This is a genomic window from Bacteroides sp. 519 (assembly GCF_010500955.1).
In the GTDB taxonomy this organism is placed as follows: domain Bacteria; phylum Bacteroidota; class Bacteroidia; order Bacteroidales; family Bacteroidaceae; genus Bacteroides.
On the sequence record NZ_QVMJ01000005.1, the window covers coordinates 167,377 to 185,693 of the forward strand.

Genomic DNA, 18,317 nt, shown 5'->3' on the forward strand with positions numbered 1-18,317 from the left:
GCTATTTTTCTATTAATTTGAGGGAGAAAACTAAAATGTCACCTGGATATAAAGGAGATGATTCATTTATTACTTCGTTATTTCTTTTTATGCTAACTATTTCATATTCAGGATTCTCCTTTTTAATATTTCTGTTTGCACTGTCAAATCCTTCACTTTTTTCAACTCTGTATTCTACTTCTTTGTATTCTTTCTTAATTGGAGTCAAATCATTTTCCGAATGCGTTGGTCCAATATCTTCTGTTCCGGTTTCTGGATCAATAGTTGTCTGTGCTGGTGAAGCTTTTACCTCTATAATTTCGTTTATTTTCTTATTTATACTATCCGTTTTTTCGATTGAAATAATGCATTTCTTTTTCTCTTCCAGAATCTGAATATTCCTTTCTATTTCATCCAATTTAGCACTATCAGCAAGATTGATATCATCTACGATAGCTTTAATTTCCAAAAAATCTTGAATTTCTTTTAACCGCTTCGTTAAATCAATTTTTCTTTCCTCTAAAGTCGGTTTATTATTCGTTTGTACAATTTCATCTGTATCTTCTGGTGGGGGTGTTTCACGAATATTATTCCATACCAAGTAAACTGCGCCAAGAACCAGTAAAGAAAACACAACTGCTATAATAGCCAGAAGGCTTTTTCGGCTGGTACGGATATTAACCGTTTTATTCCAGTATGTTTTTTCTTGTTTAACCATCTCCGGCTCTTTATTAAAAAATTCTTCCGGAGTCTCCGATGCACCATTTAATATTTCACATAAAATAGTGGTTACATTATCATACCAGCCTGCTTTCTCGGCAGCATCCCATAGTGCTTCCCTGCATTCCTGCATGGTTGAACAGTTATTGCGGATGATGGTTTCAATTTCCTCATCACGTAATACCCCACTCAGCCCGTCACTGCATAGCATAATGATATCCGAGTTATATACCTTGAACAACCGGGTTTCGGGTTTTGCCTTTTTAGAAGGATCACCCAGACTGCGGGTAATTATATTACCCTGTGGATGATCAAAAGCCTGATCATATGTTATAATGCCTTGGTTAACCAGTTCCTGTACATACGAATGGTCTTCTGATAGAGGCTGCAAACCATTTTGAGCATTGAAACGGTAAGCCCGGCTGTCACCACACCAGCTTACTGTTAATTCATCCCCTGAAAGCCAGGCAACAATAATGGTGCTTCCCATGCCTTCGTGCTCGGAATTATTTTTTGCATCTGCTTTTATTCTCTTGTCGGCTTCCACAATAACATCTTCTATAAAGCGTTTTCGTGATTCGTGGGTAGCAGCCAGTTCTGGAGTTATTTTTCCGGGCGAGAAGTATTCTTTTACCGTATTAACAGCGATTTCGGATGCTACTTCACCTGCATTCATTCCTCCCATGCCATCGGCCACAGCCATAAGCATTCCACAATCGGAGAGAACAATCTCTTTATCGGTATGGAAACTTTGGGGAATTTTATCGGCAAGATTATCATCAACAAAAAAGTTATCTTCGTTACCTTTGTTGGGGGCCTCCTCGTTATATTTGCCAGCTGCTTCGGTATAAGCAGTAATCCTGAAGGTTATATGATTTTTCATACGCTGTTATTTCTTTTGTTTTCGTGTTTTCTTTTTTGTACTTTTTTCTTCAACAAGAGTTAATTCCTCTATTGTCTCTTCGGGAACTTCAATTACTGTTGTGCCTGCATTTTGCAATGTAAAAGGGGTTATAATTCTCCATTTATCTTCTTTTTTCATAAGAATACCTGCCAAACGGAATGTTATTTGCCCAATAGCAGTTTGTTCGGGTACAATGAATATACCCCCCCAAGGATGTTGGTTGGTAGAAGGTGCATCTATTTCGTACTCATTTTTACCCGTTTCCCTGTTCAATTCTTTTCGGTAGATTATGTAAGATACCGTAACAGAATCTGCCTTCTCTATGGTGTTAGCAGCTACTAACCATACAAGCCAACCATTCCTTTTGCCAACAGAGGTATCTGTTTCGAACCCTTGTTTATTAAAAGTTGAATCAGTGAGTTGATAAAGCTCATTGGGATGAATTTCTGTTAGAAGACGATTGTGAAATTCCAAAGTTTCATAATAACAACTATCACACAGTTCTTTGTAATGTGTTTTGATAATAATAGGCACATAGTTACTTGAACGATAACGATTAAAATTCTCATCATGTTCCCAGGGACGAATTGCTTTATCTGTAACACAGTAGCTTTGTTGCAATTTTACTCCTAGCGAAAACAAAGTACCAAAATCATTACGTCCTCCACGGCCATAATATTCATTAGTGAGTGTATCTTTTAGCTGATAGGATTGACGAAGTACAAAAAGAGAGTTTTCAATTGCACTAACAACCAATTGTTGGTTATCGGAATAAACAAATTGCGCTTTTACCACGAATGGCAAAACTATTATACACAAAGAAATAATTATTTTTTTCATTTCAGTTTCACTTATTTTATTGAGCAAATAGGTACAGCCCAATTATGTTCATTTGTTTTCTCATCTCCTCTGGAAACAATACCCACAACAACTAATTTACCATCTTTCAGAGCTAAAATAGGTCCACCGGAATTGCCATGATCTGTTCCCCGGGAATGCAAAATGCAACCATTATTAGCCAATCCGTTTCTGGAAGCAGTACATTTTACACCTATTGGTTCTATCATATTTTTCCCGTCGAGCACTCCAAGGCCTTTTGGATATCCACATACTATCAGTTCTTGCATAACCATCAAATTCCGGCTTAGAATTTCATCTGTTTGCAGATTTCCACGCAATCCCCCAGTATTAGTTGTGTACGCCCAGTCAGTAGCCCATATTTCATCAGACCATTTAACTCCTTCAACTGGAACCGGATAAGGGAATTGCCATAAAACCGGGTTTCCATTATTTTCATCTACTCCTACCTGAATGATTTTGTCCTTATTTTCATCCTTTTTAAAATCAGTACTTTTAAATTGAAGCTTTTTACCAGAAGGAGATACAGCTATAAAATATGCTACAATATTTGTCTTCTTCTCAGCTGCGGCACGAACTGCTTCTGTTGTTTTGGATATATTATCACTAAAGTCCATATATAACCAACCGTATACACAATGTCTGGCTGTTACCAATTTTCCATCATTCAATAAAAATCCGGTTCCGCTCCAACCGTAAGGAACTACTTTTATATTTCCATTTTCATCATGTACAGGTTGTCCGTTTCTATCATAGTAAGGATGTGTCAATACAGTTTCAGTACCATTATCAATACGTACAACCTTCTCTGTTTGTATATAGAAAACATCTTTCAATATATTCTGTTCTTGTAACAATGCGCTGATTCCGGTAGTTTTACCTCCTGCTTTCTTTAATGCATTATTAATTGCACGCCCCATTTCATCCTTAACAGTAGCTATCTCTTTTTGATATTTCTTTTTTTGATTTTCCAGTTCTATCCGATTAATAGAATCTTGCTTTAAACGTTCTTTCTCTGCTGTGGCCAAAGCTTCTTGCATATCTTGTTCTATTCGGATATTTTCCGTATGATATTCCTTTATCTTTTCACTTTGACCATACATTATATATCCTCCCACACAAGCAAAAAGTAAAAAAACAAACGATAGCGCTGCAAGCGCCTGTTTATATGGCCTTAATGCCTGCTGCCTGAAAAGGTTGAGCCGGGCAGTCATGCCAATACTTTTCACCAGACCTTTCTCGCCCTGCGGAACAATGAATCCCAATTTAGGACCATTAGTAGAAAGCTGTATCTCGTCTCCACTTTGCAGATACCATTCTTTTTCTATTTTCCGTCCGTTAAGGTAGGTAGAATTTGTTTGGGATAGTTGTACCAGTTTCCAGTTATCAGCGTCTTTTATGATTGCTGCATGCCGACGACTTACAGTGCCGAAAGATTCGTCGAAGCGAATTTGGCATTTCGGATCGCGTCCCAGTTCAATCTGATCTACAATGATCTTTTGCGACTCGCCAGCTTTATGAAATTTGGATGAAACTTTGTGTTCTAATACATAATACCGACGATTGTTTCCACCAAGTATTGATTTCATGCCGGAACCTACCGATCCTGTAAATGAGCGTTTGTAGCGTTGTGTCTGTTTGGACATAAGAAACTATTTATAAAATCTATTAATTAAATTTTCAATTACATAAGAATTCATGCGGGTAAACAAATTGTCCTGTTTCATTTGCAGGTAATGAATTCCATACATCAATACAATACTTAATATAAGTGCAATCAAGGTTGTGTCGAAAGCTACGGCCAGCATTGATGTTACGTTTTCAATGCCTTGGGCAGTGGAAGCATCTTTTGCAAATCCCAGAGAGGCAGCAATACCTAATACGGTTCCGATAAAGCCTACAGAGGGTATTGCCCAGGCGGTATAACGGATGAAGGATTGTTCGCTCTCCATTTCGGCGTTATAGATGCGTATCTGCGAATCTACCAGTCCTAAAACTTCGGATGATGATTTACTCAACCGATATTTGATACAGGACTTCTTTATTAAATCCGTCATCAGAAACTTTTGAGAGTGCTCCAACTGCTGCATATTAAGTTTCAGTTGGTTAACATCTTCCACGCTCAATACCCAGTTCTCTTTTTCGGGTAACAAATGGGCACTGAATGCATCATTTTCATAATTTATCTTTTGCAGTAAAGCTAAAACTTCGAACCCCCCAAAGAAGAAAAGGAAATATGTAAACCCCTGAATAATCCCTTCAGGCATTACTCCACCCATCATTACTAATATTCGTGGTGGGTCTTTATCGGGGGTTATGGCTACCAGAATAACCATAAACAATGTGGTGATAATTCCACTGGCTACTAACCGGATTATCCTTGAATTCATATTGTTATTTTATTACTTCACCTTCCCCCCATTGTGGTTCACGGTGACTGATTATTTCAAAACCAAAATTACTTAATCGGAAAGAAACTACACACTTAGTTGTTCTACTTGAAAGATATATCGGTCCTATTTCCTTTCGTTGCTCATCTGGTTTTCCGGGATGAAAAATTAGTATACATGTTACATTTGCATTTGTACCAGATGATTTTTTATAAATATTAATCCAAACTGTATATTCATCGGGATATATCTGTGGTACATAAAATAGCTCGAATCTTTCCTGATCACTTATTTCCCGCTCTCTTACATCCTCACCCAATATACCCCATGATTTGGATGGATACATGCGCCAACATTGTTCCGGCGACATGCCAAAACGTTGTACACCCATATCTACATCTGTATTTGATTCTTCCCATTTGCACAAAATGCCAAATTTGGCAAATACTCCCAATGTTTTTTCTACCGTATTAGCTGGTTTGTTTTTTTCTTCGGCTTCTGTAGCTCTGGTTGTCATTTCGGCAAGTTTGGCTTTAAGTTTTTCTATTTCTTCCTGCTGGGTTTGAACCGTTTCTTTTAATGTTCTGTTTTCTTCTGTTATTTGCTGTATTTCTTTTTCCAGTTCGGCTAGTTTGTTTTTCAATTCACTCATCTTAGATTTGATTGTTTCCATCTCTTCTTTAAGTGTATTAAATACTTCTGTAGGAACACTGTTCTTTACCTTTTCCAGAAGTTCTTCAACATCCGAAGCTATAACTTCTATTTCTTTTACTTTTTTTATTAATTCCACATTTTCCTGTGTCATTTTAGGGACAATGATGAACAAGATAATAACCGCGCCTAATGCACCCGATAGTAAATCAAGGAAGGATGTTCCGAATATGTTTATCTCTTTGCGTGCCATATTAATATCCTTCGACCCTAAGTTTCACATCTCCAACAGATATAATATCACCGGGCGATATATAAAAGCCATTCGTAGTTACTTCTGTAGAATTTACATAAGTGCCATTCAAAGAAAGCTTCCATCCTGTAGAGAGTGTTTTTTCCCATTGTCCGTCACGTATTAACCATACAGCTTTTGCCGAATCATATTCAAGAGTACAATGTTTCCGGGATATATAACTACTTTCATCTTCTTTAATGGAAATAGCATTTGGAGTCATTCTGTCCTCACGCCCCAATGTAATGATCCGGCGTTGTCCTGAAAGCAATTCATTGAGTTTATATATTTTCCCAAATTCTTCTCCCTGCATCACTTTTAGCAGAATACCATTTCTCACCTGCATATTGGGCTTTTCGCCAGACGAGATAGACTGGTATTTATAACTTTCATTGGTGCTTTTAGGTAATAATGCCAGAACTTGGTCAACATTTTGCAACCGCTTTTTAAAGTCGGGTTCCAGACAGCCTTCCATCATTCCCATCCAATGTTTACCAGTATGGGAGTTTGCTAATAGCGTTCTGTCCCATTTTCCTTTTTTTCCGTTTTCTACGTATGTAGGTAAATCTCTTTCGGAACTTAAACTACCAAAAGGCATCTCGTATGTCAGCATTTGGTAAAACATGACTCCGAACGAGAAAATATCCGTGGTTGGTAGTACGGTAGCGTCGCCCCGCCGGGGATTGATCTGTTCGGGCGGCATATACCCATAGGTTCCGAATATTTGTTTGGGAGTACCAAGGATACCACGTTCCGTCATTCTTTTGTTCTGGTCGCCGGCAATACCAAAATCAGTTAGTACAGCTGTTCCGTTTTGACGGATTAATACATTCTCCGGTTTCAGGTCACGATGTACTTTGCCGCAATTATGGAGATCACGAAGTCCAAACAACACTTGGCTAGCTACTGCTTCAAAATTAAGTTTACGTGTCTCAGCTGCAGTAAGCAAATCTCCTCCGGGGCAATATTCCATTACAATGTATGGATTTCCTTGTACAATGCCTTTCTCGTGTGAGTGGACCAGATAATTGCTTTGTATTTGTCCGGCCTCAAACTCCATGTCGAATCTCTTCATTAACTTATTTCTTTCATGAGATTCAACTGTCCATAATTTAAGTAGTTTGAGCGCGTATATTTGCCCGGAAGAATTCTTTACCTGAAACACTTTACCAAAGGTTCCTTCTCCCAATTGTTTAAGGATAGTATAATGTTGGTTTATACAATCTCCAATTCGAAAATCACAACGTTCACATGGAATATAACCAGTCATTTTTATCCCTTAAATTCAAATAATCTGTTTCCGAGTACCACTATATCTCCGTTTTCCAGCTTTATCTTTTTTCCGGCACGAATGAATGTTGTTTGCTGTTCACTTTTGTCTTCAATGTACCATTCATTACCTTCGCAAATCAATACAGCCTGTTCTTTAGATGTTATAGTATTGTTATTAGGATCTGTATTGGCTCGGTTGAGTATAATGAGTTTCCCCGAATATGTAATAGGATTGTAGGTTACTTCTTCTCCTTTCCATGGTATAGGTTTCAGCGTACAAAAGTTACCTTGCTGTGGCGACTCCCAAGCATTTACTGTTCCCATTTTCAGAGAAGAACCACAAGAAGAACAAAATTTCATGGTGGGAGATACTGAATTTCCACATTTGGGACATGTTTTAGTCTTTTGTTCCGGACTTATTTTGACTTTTGATTTTCCAATATCATTTCCGCAATTGGGGCATACATTCATTTTATCACTGATAATGTATCCACACGCCGAACAATTGGTATTTTCACTGGGATCAAGATCATTCCCTGTATTAAGATGTTTGCCATTTTCGGGTACAGTTCCTCTTAGTACATCAGCTATAGGTTCTGATTTCCTGCCTGAAATATTATTTTCAATCATCGAACCCATTAAGGGTGCGTTACATTTTTCACATTTCTGGTTTTGGTCCGGATTTTCCCAACCACAGTTTTTGCATCGCATAGATAGTGTTTTATAATTCTTGAATGCAAGTATAATGTTTTATTTAGTTAAATCAAATTACACATTTTCACATAAATTCTAAATAATTGCACACAAAAAACACAATTCAATGCTCGTTTTTATATTTTTTATGTTTATCTCATAATGTATTCTGCTCAACTTAAGCTGAAAGAGTTTACTTTCCTTACATATTTAAAAACACAAAAAAAGTTAATCGCTATATTAATGCAATCTTTGTTAAATAATCATCATGCCATACGATTCTCTACATGTTACCATATGTTAACCCCAATTTGGAAATCTCAAAAAATACCCATAACTTTCGTATAACAAAGATATACGGGAGGTATACCACAAACGGGCTGGAAAACATATTGTTTCCAGCCCGTTTTTTTTGTGCAATTATTGTTTTTGTGGTTACCACTGACATTTCTGTGCTTAACAAAACAGGTGTTCTTGGTAACCACAACCAGTACTCTTGGTAACCACAACTGTATTCTTGGTAACCACGGCTACCAGTTTTGGCATGCCGTGTGAAAAATGAAATTAAGCAGGGTATTTTTCGATTGAATGTAGAATCTATGCAGATATGGAAAAGTTAATAATACGCAAAAATATTTTAGGAGAACAAAAAAGGCTATCTCATATTTTCTTTTGAGACAGCCTTTTTACTATTGAATTGTTTTCTTTTCCTTTCCGAATCATAACTCTAATTATTCAAGGATGATACCTTTGTTTTTCAGAGTTGTATTCATTAGTTCTAAATACTTAGTGTATTGTTCTTTTGTTAATGTCTTTTTCATCAACTTCAGGTTACCATATACTGCATTGTGAATTTTGGCTTTCTGATTCTTTTTAGCACGGGTTGCCTGACTCATCTGCTCTGTAAAGAACACAGTGATGTTTCTAACCTCATCAGTTTGAGAAGCTTCCAACTCTAAATACTTACCCAATTTGCTTACATTAATATTGGTATCCCATTTTACTACAGTTGGCTGATTGCTTACAGCAAAAGAACTAACACCAACACAAAATACAGTAGCTATTGCTAATACTAAACGTTTCATAATACTTACTTTTTTAATTATAATCCTAAAAACTAATACCTATTGAAAAAACTTAAGCGCTTAATATTTTTTTTCTCTTTGCAAAGATAGAAAATATGTTTTATAACATAACAACGAAGCAAACTAAAATATGTTCTTCAGCATGTTTGTTTAACTAATGTTGTTATATTCAGTATTATTGTAACACTTTTGTAATATAATACATCTGTTCTTATGCACAGAGACATAGAAATGCAGTAATTTCAAATAAGAATATGTATTCATGCAAAGAACTCTATATATCTGTATCTCTATGTTTTATCCCTCATATTATATTTATTTATATCTTTGCGCCAAATCATAAAAAAACATTAAAATGAAGAAAACACTTACGCTTGCATTGCTATTATGCAGTTTTTTAGTTCTTAATGCACAAAACATTCAGTTTCATTACGACTTTGGTAGTATGTTGTACGATGAACTGGATACACGTCCTAAACTAACTACTACAGTAGAAATGTTTAAACCCGACAAATGGGGAAGCACATTCTTTTTTGTAGATATGGATTATACCGGAAAAGGAGTAGCTTCGGCATACTGGGAAATAGCACGCGAATTGAAATTCTGGAACGGCCCAATTTCTGCACATGTTGAGTACAATGGCGGTTTAAGATACATTGATAATGCTTTTCTGTTTGGTCCAACCTATACATATAACAGTTCCGATTTCAGCAAAGGGTTCTCTTTTACACCGATGTACAAATACATCCATAAAAACTCTTCATCGCATAACTTCCAGCTAACCGGAACATGGTATCTGCATTTTGCACAACAAAAGCTAACCTTTACTGGCTTTGTTGACTTCTGGCGCGAGAAGAATCCTTTTACCGGCAAAGAATATATATTCCTCACCGAACCACAGTTCTGGGTAAACCTCAACAAGTTTAAAGGGGTAGATAAAGATTTCAACATGAGTGTAGGTACCGAATGGGAACTCAGCAACAACTTTGCTGCCCGTAAAGGCTTCTACTGCCTTCCAACACTTGCTGTAAAATGGACGTTTAATTAGTTGAAAATTGAGAGTTGAGAGTTGAAAGTTGCCATGCGGCATCGTAACTCTCAACTCTCAACTTTCAACTCTCAACTAATTTAATCATGTTAGAAAAACTATTTGGCTTTACTAAAAAGCACAATCTGAGAATAGAAATACTGGCCGGTATAACTACTTTCCTTACTATGGCTTACATTCTGGCTGTTAATCCGGCTATATTAAGCGAAACAGGAATGGATAAAGGGGCATTGTTTACCTCTACTGTTATAGCTTCGGTTATTGCTACGCTTCTGATGGCCACACTGGCTAAACTTCCTTTTGCATTGGCTCCCGGCATGGGATTGAACGCATTCTTTGCTTACACCATTTGCCTGACAATGGGCTACAGCTGGCAATTTGCACTCACTGCTGTACTAATTGAAGGTATAATCTTTATTGTTCTTACACTTACAAATCTTCGCGAAGCAATAGTAAACCTTCTGCCCGAAACTATAAAGAAGTCAATCAGTGCGGGTATCGGACTGTTTATTGCTTTTATCGGTTTGCAAAACTCCGGAATTATTGTTAGCAATCAGGCTACACTGGTTAGCTTGGGCGATATTACCAGCGGAGCACCATTATTGGGATTAATTGGATTACTGATTACCGGTGTTTTACTGATTCTACGTGTAAAAGGCGCTTTGCTGATTGGTATCCTTGCAACTACTTTAATTGGTATCCCATTAGGAATTACTCATTATAGTGGGGTGGTTAGTACACCTCCTTCTATCGAACCTATTTTCTTCCAGTATGAGTTTCATAACATATTTACCAAAGATATGGCTATTATTGTCTTTACCTTTCTTTTTGTAGATATGTTCGATACCATTGGCACACTTGTAGGTGTATCAACCAAAGCAGGCATGCTAAAGAATGGAAAAATACCTAATGCACGTATGGCTTTTATGGCCGATGCTGTTGGTACTACCATCGGTTCGGCTTTGGGAACAAGTACAGTAACTACATTTGTAGAGAGTGCTGCTGGTGTAGGCGAAGGCGGACGCACCGGAATGACATCCTTTGTTACGGCTATCTGTTTCTTGCTGGCTCTTTTCTTTGCACCTCTTTTCCTGGCTATTCCGGGTTCGGCTACTGCTCCGGCGCTGGTTTTGGTTGGGCTAATGATGCTTACACCAATTAAAGATGTAGATTTGCACGACTACTCGGAAGCTATTCCGGCATTCATTTGCATTATCTTCATGCCGCTGGCTTATAGCATTTCGGATGGTATTGTGCTTGGAATGATTAGCTATGTTATTATTAATTTGCTGTGTGGCAAACACAAGAAGTTAAGTATAGGCATGTACATTATTGCTGCACTGTTTATATTGAAGTATTTGATATAACTGAGGAATACCTATAGGTATAAACGTGAAAGAGGGTGTAACCGCAACGATTACACCCTCTTTCTATATATAAGTAATGAAAATTAAAGTGCGCCTACTTCTTTCAATGCAGCATTTGTTGAGCGTACAGCATCAGCACTTGCTTTGAATTTTGCTTTCTCGTCTTCGTTCAATGGAAGATCAACAATCTTTTCAATACCGTTGCGTCCAAGTATTACAGGAACACCAATACAGATATCGCTTTCACCATATTCGCCTTCCAATGCTACAGAGCAAGGAATCATTTTCATTTGGTTGTGCAGAATAGATTCTACTACGAAAGCTCCTGCAGCACCTGGTGCATACCATGCAGATGTACCCAACAGTTTAGTAAGTGTTGCACCACCTACCATAGTTGCGCTAACAACTTCGTTTATTTTTTCTTCGGAAAGAAAGTTAGAGATCGACATACCTTTGTAAGTAGCAAAACGAGCCAAAGGAATCATTGTAGTATCGCCATGACCACCAATTACCATACCATCAACTTCGTTTGCATTGCAACCGATAGCTTGCGACAAGAAGTATTTGAAACGTGAGCTATCTAAAGCACCACCCATACCAATGATACGGTTCTTTGGTAAACCAAGAGATTTCAATGCAAGATAAGTCATTGTATCCATTGGGTTCGAAATTACTACAAGAATAGCATTGGGAGAATATTTCAATGCACTTTCGGCAACGCCTTTCACAATACCGGCATTTACACCAATAAGTTCTTCGCGAGTCATACCTGGTTTACGAGGTATACCCGAAGTTATCACAATAACGTCCGAATTTGCAGTTTTTTCATAATCATTTGTGCAACCAACAAGCGTAGTATCAAAACCGAGCAATTGAGCGGTTTGCATCATATCCATTGCTTTTCCTTCCGAAACGCCTTCTTTAACGTCTAACATTACTACTTCGTCGGCCACTTCATTGAAAGCCAACACATTTGCACATGTAGCACCTACGTTACCTGCGCCTATTACGGTTACTTTTGACATAAATAATATACTTTTTAAGTTTATGAATTTAACTAAAAGAATTTGATGACAAAATTACCAATGTTAATCTGATTAAGGAAATATTTCCATAATAAATTTAGTTAAAGATAACTGCAAATTCATTGTATTTCTATTACTTTTGCCCAATTAACACTTAACCACTACCCTTTATGAAAAATAAAAACCTGGTTATATATATAGCAGTTGGAGTTTTAATTGCTGCCATGTTTTTGGTAACATGGTTATTAATAGCCGAAAAGCAGAGCAACAAAGAGCTGATTGAGGCCTTTGAGCTGGAAAAGGAAGAGTTAGAGAATGAATACACTTCTTTTGCCAATAGGTACGACGAACTTCAACTCACTATTACCAACGATTCGCTTGCTTTGTTACTGGATCAGGAAAAGGTTAAGGTTCAAAGACTGCTCGAAGAACTACGTACGGTTAAAAGCAGCAATGCTGTAGAAATCCGCCGACTGAAAAACGAACTATCTTCTTTAAGAAAAGTAATGGTGAGCTACATCAACCAAATTGATTCTTTAAACCGGGTAACAGCCCAACAAAAACAGGTTATTGCCGAAGTTACAAAGAAATACAATGATGCTTCGCGACAGATTTCTAACTTATCCGAAGAAAAAGAAAAGCTCAACAAACAAGTAACTCTGGCTGCACAATTAGATGCAACCAACATCCATATCGAACCAAAGAATAAACGGGATAAGAAGGCTAAAAAAGTAAAAGACGTTGTTAAGTTAAACATTGGCTTTACTATCACTAAAAACATTACGGCCGAAACCGGCGAGCGCACTTTATACATCCGTATTACCAAACCCGATAATGATGTGCTTACCAAAGATGCATCGCACACCTTCCCCTACGAAAACCGTACGCTGAATTATTCTATCAAGAAATATATAGAATACAATGGCGAAGAACAACAGGTTACAGTGTACTGGCATGTTGAAGAATTCCTGTATGCAGGAAATTACCGTGTAGACATCTTTGCCGATAGCGGACTGATTGGCTCGCAACAATTTACATTAGAATAACATCACAAGGGCGGTTCACAAACCGCCCGCATTGTATCCTACCTACATTCCTCCCCCTATCCTAAAACAGATTTTGCCATGAAATATAACCTGTTTTTAATCTTTTTCTTCTCTACACTTACCTTATCATGTAAAGTGAGAGATAATATTGAACCACAGAGAATTATGCTTGCCGATAACGATTGGAAAGTGCAATCGTCCGAAAAAGCAACCGCCCCCGGAAGCGAAATATCAACCCCAAATGCAACAGTAAGTAACTGGTATAATGGTTTTGTGCCCTCTACAATAATGGGAGTACTAACGCAAAACGGCTTGTACAAAGATGTTCTTACCGGATTAAATTATAAGGAGATAGATCGTACCCCATTTAATTGTTCATGGTGGTACAGAAAGGAGTTTACCCTACCGTTGTTAACAGACAATCAGCATGCCCGCATACATTTTGATGGCATAAGCTACTATGCAAATGTATGGCTGAATGGTGTGCAGATAGCCTCTCGCAATGAACTGTATGGGCCCTTCAGGCAATTCTCTTTTGATGTAACCCCGTATCTGGCAGAAAATAATACGCTGGCAGTAGAAGTGTTCCGTGCACAGCCCGGTGATCCTAATATTGGTTTTGTCGACTGGAATCCACGTCCGGCCGATGAGAGTATGGGCATCTTCAGGGAAGTATATCTCGAAGTATTTAATGTGGTAGAGATGAAAAACACCTATGTGCATTCTAAAGTAAACACACAAACACTCGATGAGGCCTGGCTGACAGTAGAAACGACACTTAAAAACTACTCGGACAAGAAAGTTAAAGGCAAGTTGTTGGGGCAGTACGAAGAGAAAGAGTTTACCATACCTGTTTTGTTAGAGGCAGGCGAAGAGAAAGTAGTGAAACTAACTTCGGAAGAGGTAGAAGAGTTGTATATAGAGAATCCGCGAATATGGTGGTGCAACAACCTGGGAACCCCCGAAATGTACGAACTTAAATTGCAGTTCGAAACAGATGGAAAGATATCCGACAGTGATACAATACCCTTTGGGATTCGTGAGATAAAAGATTATTTCATTACCAAAGATGATCGTGGTTTTATGCTTAACGGCAAAAAAGTACTGATAAAGAGTGCCGGCTGGACCGATGACATCTTCCTGCGCGATACCCCTGTTACCAACGAAATACAGGTGCAGTATGTAAAAGACATGAATATGAACTCCATACGTTTAGAAAACATCTGGGGAACTTCGCAAAACATTTACGATCTGTGCGATAAGTACGGCTTACTTGTTCTTGTTGGTTGGAGTTGTCAATGGGAGTGGAAAAACCATTTAGGCGGCCCGGTTGATAAATACGGAGGTATCAAAACAGAAAAAGACATGGAGCTGATAGCCAACTCTTTCAGAGATCAGGTAGTATGGTTGCGCAATCACCCCAGTATTATTGCATGGTATGTGGGCAGCGATATGACACCACGCCCGGCACTGGAAGAAAAATACCTGAAAGTTTTAAAGGAGGTTGATAGGCTACGGCCTTATGTAGCAGCGGCTTCAAAAAGAAACAGTTCGGTAACAGGCTCAACAGGCATGAAAATGAATGGTCCTTATGAATATGTAGGCCCCAACTACTGGTACGAAGATAATAAATATGGTGGAGCATTTGGCTTTAATACCGAAACCGGAATAGGTGCCCAGTTACCTGTTATTGAATCATTAAAGAAAATGATTCCCGAAGATAAGCTATGGCCATTAAACGAATATTGGGATTACCATTGCACCCGCTCAATGAAGTCGCTGGATATACTTACCGAAACTATTGAAAAAAAATATGGTAAGGCCACCGATTTAAATGATTATCTACGTAAAGCCAACCTTTTAAACTATGAGGGTACAAAAGCCATGTTCGAAGCTTTCCGTGTAAACGTGCCTAAGACAACAGGAATTGTTCAATGGATGTTAAACTCGGCATGGCCATCTCTTTACTGGCAGGTTTACGATTATTACCTCATTCCCACAGCTGCTTATTATGGCATTAAACGAGGCAATATGCCTCAACAGCTTATCTATAATTATAAAGATAATGGCATTTATTATGTAAACGAGGGTATTGTTCCTGTGGAAAGAAAAGCCAGAATAGCTCTTTATGGACCCGATTCGCAACTAATTCAAGAGGCAAATATAGATTTTCGTGTAGAGGTAGACTTATCTAAGAAAGTATTTCAACTGGATAGCATTGCAGCCAATGTATTCCTGGCCTTGGAACTGTATGATAAAGAAGGTGCTTTCATTGCCCGCAATTTCTATTGCCTGTCTGGAACAAAAGATCAACACGATTGGGATAAAACAAACTGGGTACGTACACCATTAAAAGCGTATGCCGATTTTAAAGCATTGAGTTCAATGCCCACAGCAACTCTGGATGTAAAATCATCGGTAGAAACCCAAGATACTAACCATGTGGTAACTCTGGAGGTCACCAATAGTTCATCGGTAATCAGCTTAATGACTCGCTTTGTTCTTCGTAACAATAAAGGCGATGTTATTTATCCGGTTTTCTGGGACGATAACTACACAAGCATTCTTCCCGGCGAGCAACGTACCGTGCAATTAACCGTAAACAGTTCGCTTACTGATAATTCAAGTCTATTTGTTTCGGCATGGAACATGCCCGAAAGCAATGTATCTTTAGGCTGGTAGTACTGGGATAAACGATAGATGCTACTGCATTGGGTTTTGGTTCCTTATAGCATTTATTTGCAAACACCCGGGTGTACGATGCTTGTACACCCGGGTGTTCATATTCCGTAGACCCGGGTGTTCAAGTCTTGCAGACCCGGGTGTACACATGGTTAACACCCGGGTGTACGTAAATAAAATCCAGTAGCAGTAGTAAGTGATGTTATTTTTCCCATAGAATTCTATAATAATATCCTGGTTCCGGGTCTATTAAATTGTAAGTATAACTTTTAGTTATTGCATCAAATGGAATACTTCCTATTTCGATGTATTCTAATGGGGTTTTAGAGTCAATCGGTTTTCTCAAAAACTTAGCAGATTTATTAAATGTTTCTGGTTTATGGCGTAGAATAACTCTGTAATGAACTACAGGAATAACAGAGTCTACTCTAAAATCCAGATGAGGTTTAGCTTTATTATCATGATCATCCAATTCTGCTTTAAAGTGTGTTAGTCCTATTTCGTTATATAACAATGGTCTTTTAAATTGTAGTATAGCCTTATCATAATGATTGCTATCATTCGAAATAATACTCTTAACGCTTTGACATTCAGAAGAAATTATTGGCATCTTTGATCCAGACCATTTAAAGTTTTGATCGACATTATTTAAGATAAGTCTTTTATTTTGTATTACTCTGTATGTTTCAAAGACACACCTTGTAGAATCTAATGTTTCGAAAGTAGTAAATACACACGATTTAATACAATCTGAATTATGTTCTTTTTTAAGGAATTGAACAATTGCAATTAATATAATAGCTAATATTATTGCTAGAAAAACAAATAACGCAGTCAATGCTATTATTGCATTTGTTTTATCACTAAAAATAAATAGCAATATACCAGCAACCGACGCTATTCCTGCGATACAATTCAATCCTGTTAATAGATTTGCTTTTAGGAATCTCATAGATAAAAGATAATAGATTTTGAATTAATTAAAAAAGCAATGTATTATTATACATTGCTCATAATACGGTGTAATGTGTTAGTCAGATCCCATAATAAAGTCCTCCTTTTAAATTGAGAAACAGTTCGTTTCTATTATTTGTTCTGCAAATATACACAATCCAACAGCAACAACAATAACAGCAACAACAATTTACATTAATTAATCTACTTCTTCTTCCTTACATCCCTTCTTTCAAAAGCCGTAACAGCTTCTTTCCAGTCCTCCGGGATTTCAATAGAATCGTGAGTTTCCATGCTAAAAGCCACCATTATTGATTTGCAGTAACATTTAACCTCATTGGTATGCGTGTTTATTACACGTTGTATAATTGTCATGCTTTTGTTACCAATTTCAAGAACTGCAGTTTGCACTGCAACGGTATCAGTACCAAGAATTTGCGAAATGAAATCCGCCTCAATATGTACCACCACCATGGCATCTCTGTTCCAGTCGGCCGAAGGATAAACAGTAGAAAAATACGCAGTCTTTCCTAAATCGTAATAAGTGAAATATACATTGTTATTCACATGACCGAACTTATCTACATCAGTGAAACGTAGCTGTATGGGTAGTGTATGGTGGAATTTTAAATCTTCAAGCATAATAGTTACGAATTACAAGTTACGAGTTACAAAACAACGGGCGCAAAGTTATAAAATTTCTGCTAACATATTACTTGTAACCTTAAAACTTGTACCTTTGCATCTTGTAACTCGTAACTCGTAACTTGTAACCATAACTAAATGACAGAAGATATCAAGAAAGCATGCCAGGTAATGAATGATGGAGGAGTAATTCTTTATCCAACCGATACCATCTGGGGAATAGGCTGTGATGCAACGAACGAAAAAGCTGTTCAGCGTGTTTACGAAATCAAACAACGCATAGATAGTAAAGCTATGTTGGTACTGGTTGACTCTTCGGTAAAAGTAGATTTCTATGTCGACGATGTTCCTAACATAGCCTGGGACTTAATTGAACTCACCGATAAACCCCTGACAATTATATACTCGGGTGCACGAAATCTGGCCAAAAACCTTTTGGCCGATGATGGTAGTGTAGGAATACGTGTTACAAGTGAGAAGTTTTCGCACCAGCTTTGCCAACGTTTTCGCAAAGCCATTGTGTCTACTTCGGCAAACATCAGCGGGCAACCATCGCCGGCTAACTTCAGCGAAATAACAGAAGAGATAAAATCGGCAGTAGATTACATCGTATCCTATAAACAGGATGATATGAGTAAGCCTAAGCCATCCAGCATTATAAAACTGGATAAAGGTGGTGTTATTAAGATATTGAGAGAATAATTTA

16 protein-coding genes are annotated in these 18,317 nt (G+C 37.7%); 5 read left to right on the plus strand and 11 right to left on the minus strand.

Annotated features, from left to right (window positions below; all coding sequences use genetic code 11):
• Position 1: 1 nt before the first annotated feature.
• The 8 genes from D0T85_RS07040 to D0T85_RS07075 all read right to left on the minus strand — a co-directional run bounded on the left by D0T85_RS07040 (position 2) and on the right by D0T85_RS07075 (position 8,844).
• Positions 2-1,582, minus strand: coding sequence for a PP2C family serine/threonine-protein phosphatase (locus tag D0T85_RS07040; RefSeq protein ID WP_163211645.1), 1,581 nt, complete (start codon positions 1,580-1,582; stop codon positions 2-4).
• 6 nt (positions 1,583-1,588) lie between these two features.
• Positions 1,589-2,443: a hypothetical protein gene (locus D0T85_RS07045; protein WP_163211647.1), complete on the minus strand. Its 855-nt coding sequence runs from the start codon at positions 2,441-2,443 to the stop codon at positions 1,589-1,591.
• 11 nt (positions 2,444-2,454) lie between these two features.
• Entirely contained in the window at positions 2,455-4,107 is a 1,653-nt protein-coding gene (locus D0T85_RS07050; RefSeq protein ID WP_163211649.1) for an FHA domain-containing protein, read from the minus strand.
• 6 nt (positions 4,108-4,113) lie between these two features.
• Positions 4,114-4,851, minus strand: coding sequence for a MotA/TolQ/ExbB proton channel family protein (locus D0T85_RS07055; protein ID WP_163211651.1), 738 nt, complete (start codon positions 4,849-4,851; stop codon positions 4,114-4,116).
• Between the two features lie 4 nt (positions 4,852-4,855).
• Complete coding sequence (locus D0T85_RS07060; RefSeq protein ID WP_163211653.1) at positions 4,856-5,755, minus strand: hypothetical protein; 900 nt, start codon at positions 5,753-5,755, stop codon at positions 4,856-4,858.
• 1 nt (position 5,756) lies between these two features.
• Positions 5,757-7,064 carry an FHA domain-containing serine/threonine-protein kinase gene (locus D0T85_RS07065; protein ID WP_163211655.1) on the minus strand — a complete coding sequence of 436 codons (1,308 nt, stop codon included), beginning with the start codon at positions 7,062-7,064 and terminating at the stop codon, positions 5,757-5,759.
• 2 nt (positions 7,065-7,066) lie between these two features.
• A complete protein-coding gene (locus D0T85_RS07070; protein ID WP_163211657.1) occupies positions 7,067-7,777 on the minus strand; it encodes a zinc-ribbon domain-containing protein in 711 nt (236 codons plus the stop codon).
• A gap of 713 nt (positions 7,778-8,490) precedes the next feature.
• A complete protein-coding gene (locus tag D0T85_RS07075; RefSeq protein WP_163211659.1) occupies positions 8,491-8,844 on the minus strand; it encodes a hypothetical protein in 354 nt (117 codons plus the stop codon).
• 355 nt (positions 8,845-9,199) lie between these two features.
• On the opposite strand from D0T85_RS07075, the gene D0T85_RS07080 reads away from it, so the two are divergent.
• Together D0T85_RS07080 and D0T85_RS07085 are read left to right on the plus strand one after the other, a co-directional pair.
• A complete protein-coding gene (locus D0T85_RS07080; protein WP_163211661.1) occupies positions 9,200-9,892 on the plus strand; it encodes a DUF5020 family protein in 693 nt (230 codons plus the stop codon).
• An 86-nt stretch (positions 9,893-9,978) separates the two neighbouring features.
• The gene (locus D0T85_RS07085; protein WP_163211663.1) at positions 9,979-11,259 is read left to right on the plus strand and encodes an NCS2 family permease; all 1,281 of its coding nucleotides are present in this window, start codon (positions 9,979-9,981) and stop codon (positions 11,257-11,259) included.
• Positions 11,260-11,342: 83 nt separating this feature from the next.
• Here the strand turns inward: D0T85_RS07085 and mdh are convergent, their stop codons facing one another.
• A complete protein-coding gene (mdh, locus tag D0T85_RS07090) occupies positions 11,343-12,284 on the minus strand; it encodes a malate dehydrogenase (protein ID WP_163211666.1) in 942 nt (313 codons plus the stop codon).
• A gap of 170 nt (positions 12,285-12,454) precedes the next feature.
• On the opposite strand from mdh, the gene D0T85_RS07095 reads away from it, so the two are divergent.
• Both D0T85_RS07095 and D0T85_RS07100 read left to right on the plus strand, forming a co-directional pair.
• The gene (locus D0T85_RS07095) at positions 12,455-13,330 is read left to right on the plus strand and encodes a hypothetical protein (protein ID WP_163211668.1); all 876 of its coding nucleotides are present in this window, start codon (positions 12,455-12,457) and stop codon (positions 13,328-13,330) included.
• A 78-nt stretch (positions 13,331-13,408) separates the two neighbouring features.
• Positions 13,409-16,012: a sugar-binding domain-containing protein gene (locus D0T85_RS07100; RefSeq protein WP_239060661.1), complete on the plus strand. Its 2,604-nt coding sequence runs from the start codon at positions 13,409-13,411 to the stop codon at positions 16,010-16,012.
• 202 nt (positions 16,013-16,214) lie between these two features.
• Here D0T85_RS07100 and D0T85_RS07105 read toward each other — a convergent pair whose 3' ends face one another.
• Both D0T85_RS07105 and D0T85_RS07110 read right to left on the minus strand, forming a co-directional pair.
• A complete protein-coding gene (locus tag D0T85_RS07105; RefSeq protein ID WP_163211670.1) occupies positions 16,215-16,964 on the minus strand; it encodes a hypothetical protein in 750 nt (249 codons plus the stop codon).
• A 206-nt stretch (positions 16,965-17,170) separates the two neighbouring features.
• Positions 17,171-17,608: a thioesterase family protein gene (locus D0T85_RS07110; protein WP_163211672.1), complete on the minus strand. Its 438-nt coding sequence runs from the start codon at positions 17,606-17,608 to the stop codon at positions 17,171-17,173.
• 141 nt (positions 17,609-17,749) lie between these two features.
• Here D0T85_RS07110 and D0T85_RS07115 point away from each other — a divergent pair, with 141 nt between their 5' ends.
• Entirely contained in the window at positions 17,750-18,313 is a 564-nt protein-coding gene (locus tag D0T85_RS07115) for an L-threonylcarbamoyladenylate synthase (protein ID WP_163211674.1), read from the plus strand.
• Positions 18,314-18,317: the final 4 nt, after the last annotated feature.

Coding starts and splice junctions, on each gene's coding strand:
- D0T85_RS07040 (WP_163211645.1), bottom strand. CDS start 1,582: ATGAAAAATCATATAACCTTCAGGATTACTGCTTATACCGAAGCAGCT.
- D0T85_RS07095 (WP_163211668.1), top strand. CDS start 12,455: ATGAAAAATAAAAACCTGGTTATATATATAGCAGTTGGAGTTTTAATT.
- D0T85_RS07085 (WP_163211663.1), top strand. CDS start 9,979: ATGTTAGAAAAACTATTTGGCTTTACTAAAAAGCACAATCTGAGAATA.
- mdh (WP_163211666.1), bottom strand. CDS start 12,284: ATGTCAAAAGTAACCGTAATAGGCGCAGGTAACGTAGGTGCTACATGT.
- D0T85_RS07080 (WP_163211661.1), top strand. CDS start 9,200: ATGAAGAAAACACTTACGCTTGCATTGCTATTATGCAGTTTTTTAGTT.
- D0T85_RS07060 (WP_163211653.1), bottom strand. CDS start 5,755: ATGGCACGCAAAGAGATAAACATATTCGGAACATCCTTCCTTGATTTA.
- D0T85_RS07075 (WP_163211659.1), bottom strand. CDS start 8,844: ATGAAACGTTTAGTATTAGCAATAGCTACTGTATTTTGTGTTGGTGTT.
- D0T85_RS07115 (WP_163211674.1), top strand. CDS start 17,750: ATGACAGAAGATATCAAGAAAGCATGCCAGGTAATGAATGATGGAGGA.
- D0T85_RS07065 (WP_163211655.1), bottom strand. CDS start 7,064: ATGACTGGTTATATTCCATGTGAACGTTGTGATTTTCGAATTGGAGAT.
- D0T85_RS07105 (WP_163211670.1), bottom strand. CDS start 16,964: ATGAGATTCCTAAAAGCAAATCTATTAACAGGATTGAATTGTATCGCA.
- D0T85_RS07100 (WP_239060661.1), top strand. CDS start 13,409: ATGAAATATAACCTGTTTTTAATCTTTTTCTTCTCTACACTTACCTTA.
- D0T85_RS07070 (WP_163211657.1), bottom strand. CDS start 7,777: ATGCGATGCAAAAACTGTGGTTGGGAAAATCCGGACCAAAACCAGAAA.
- D0T85_RS07110 (WP_163211672.1), bottom strand. CDS start 17,608: ATGCTTGAAGATTTAAAATTCCACCATACACTACCCATACAGCTACGT.
- D0T85_RS07055 (WP_163211651.1), bottom strand. CDS start 4,851: ATGAATTCAAGGATAATCCGGTTAGTAGCCAGTGGAATTATCACCACA.
- D0T85_RS07050 (WP_163211649.1), bottom strand. CDS start 4,107: ATGTCCAAACAGACACAACGCTACAAACGCTCATTTACAGGATCGGTA.
- D0T85_RS07045 (WP_163211647.1), bottom strand. CDS start 2,443: ATGAAAAAAATAATTATTTCTTTGTGTATAATAGTTTTGCCATTCGTG.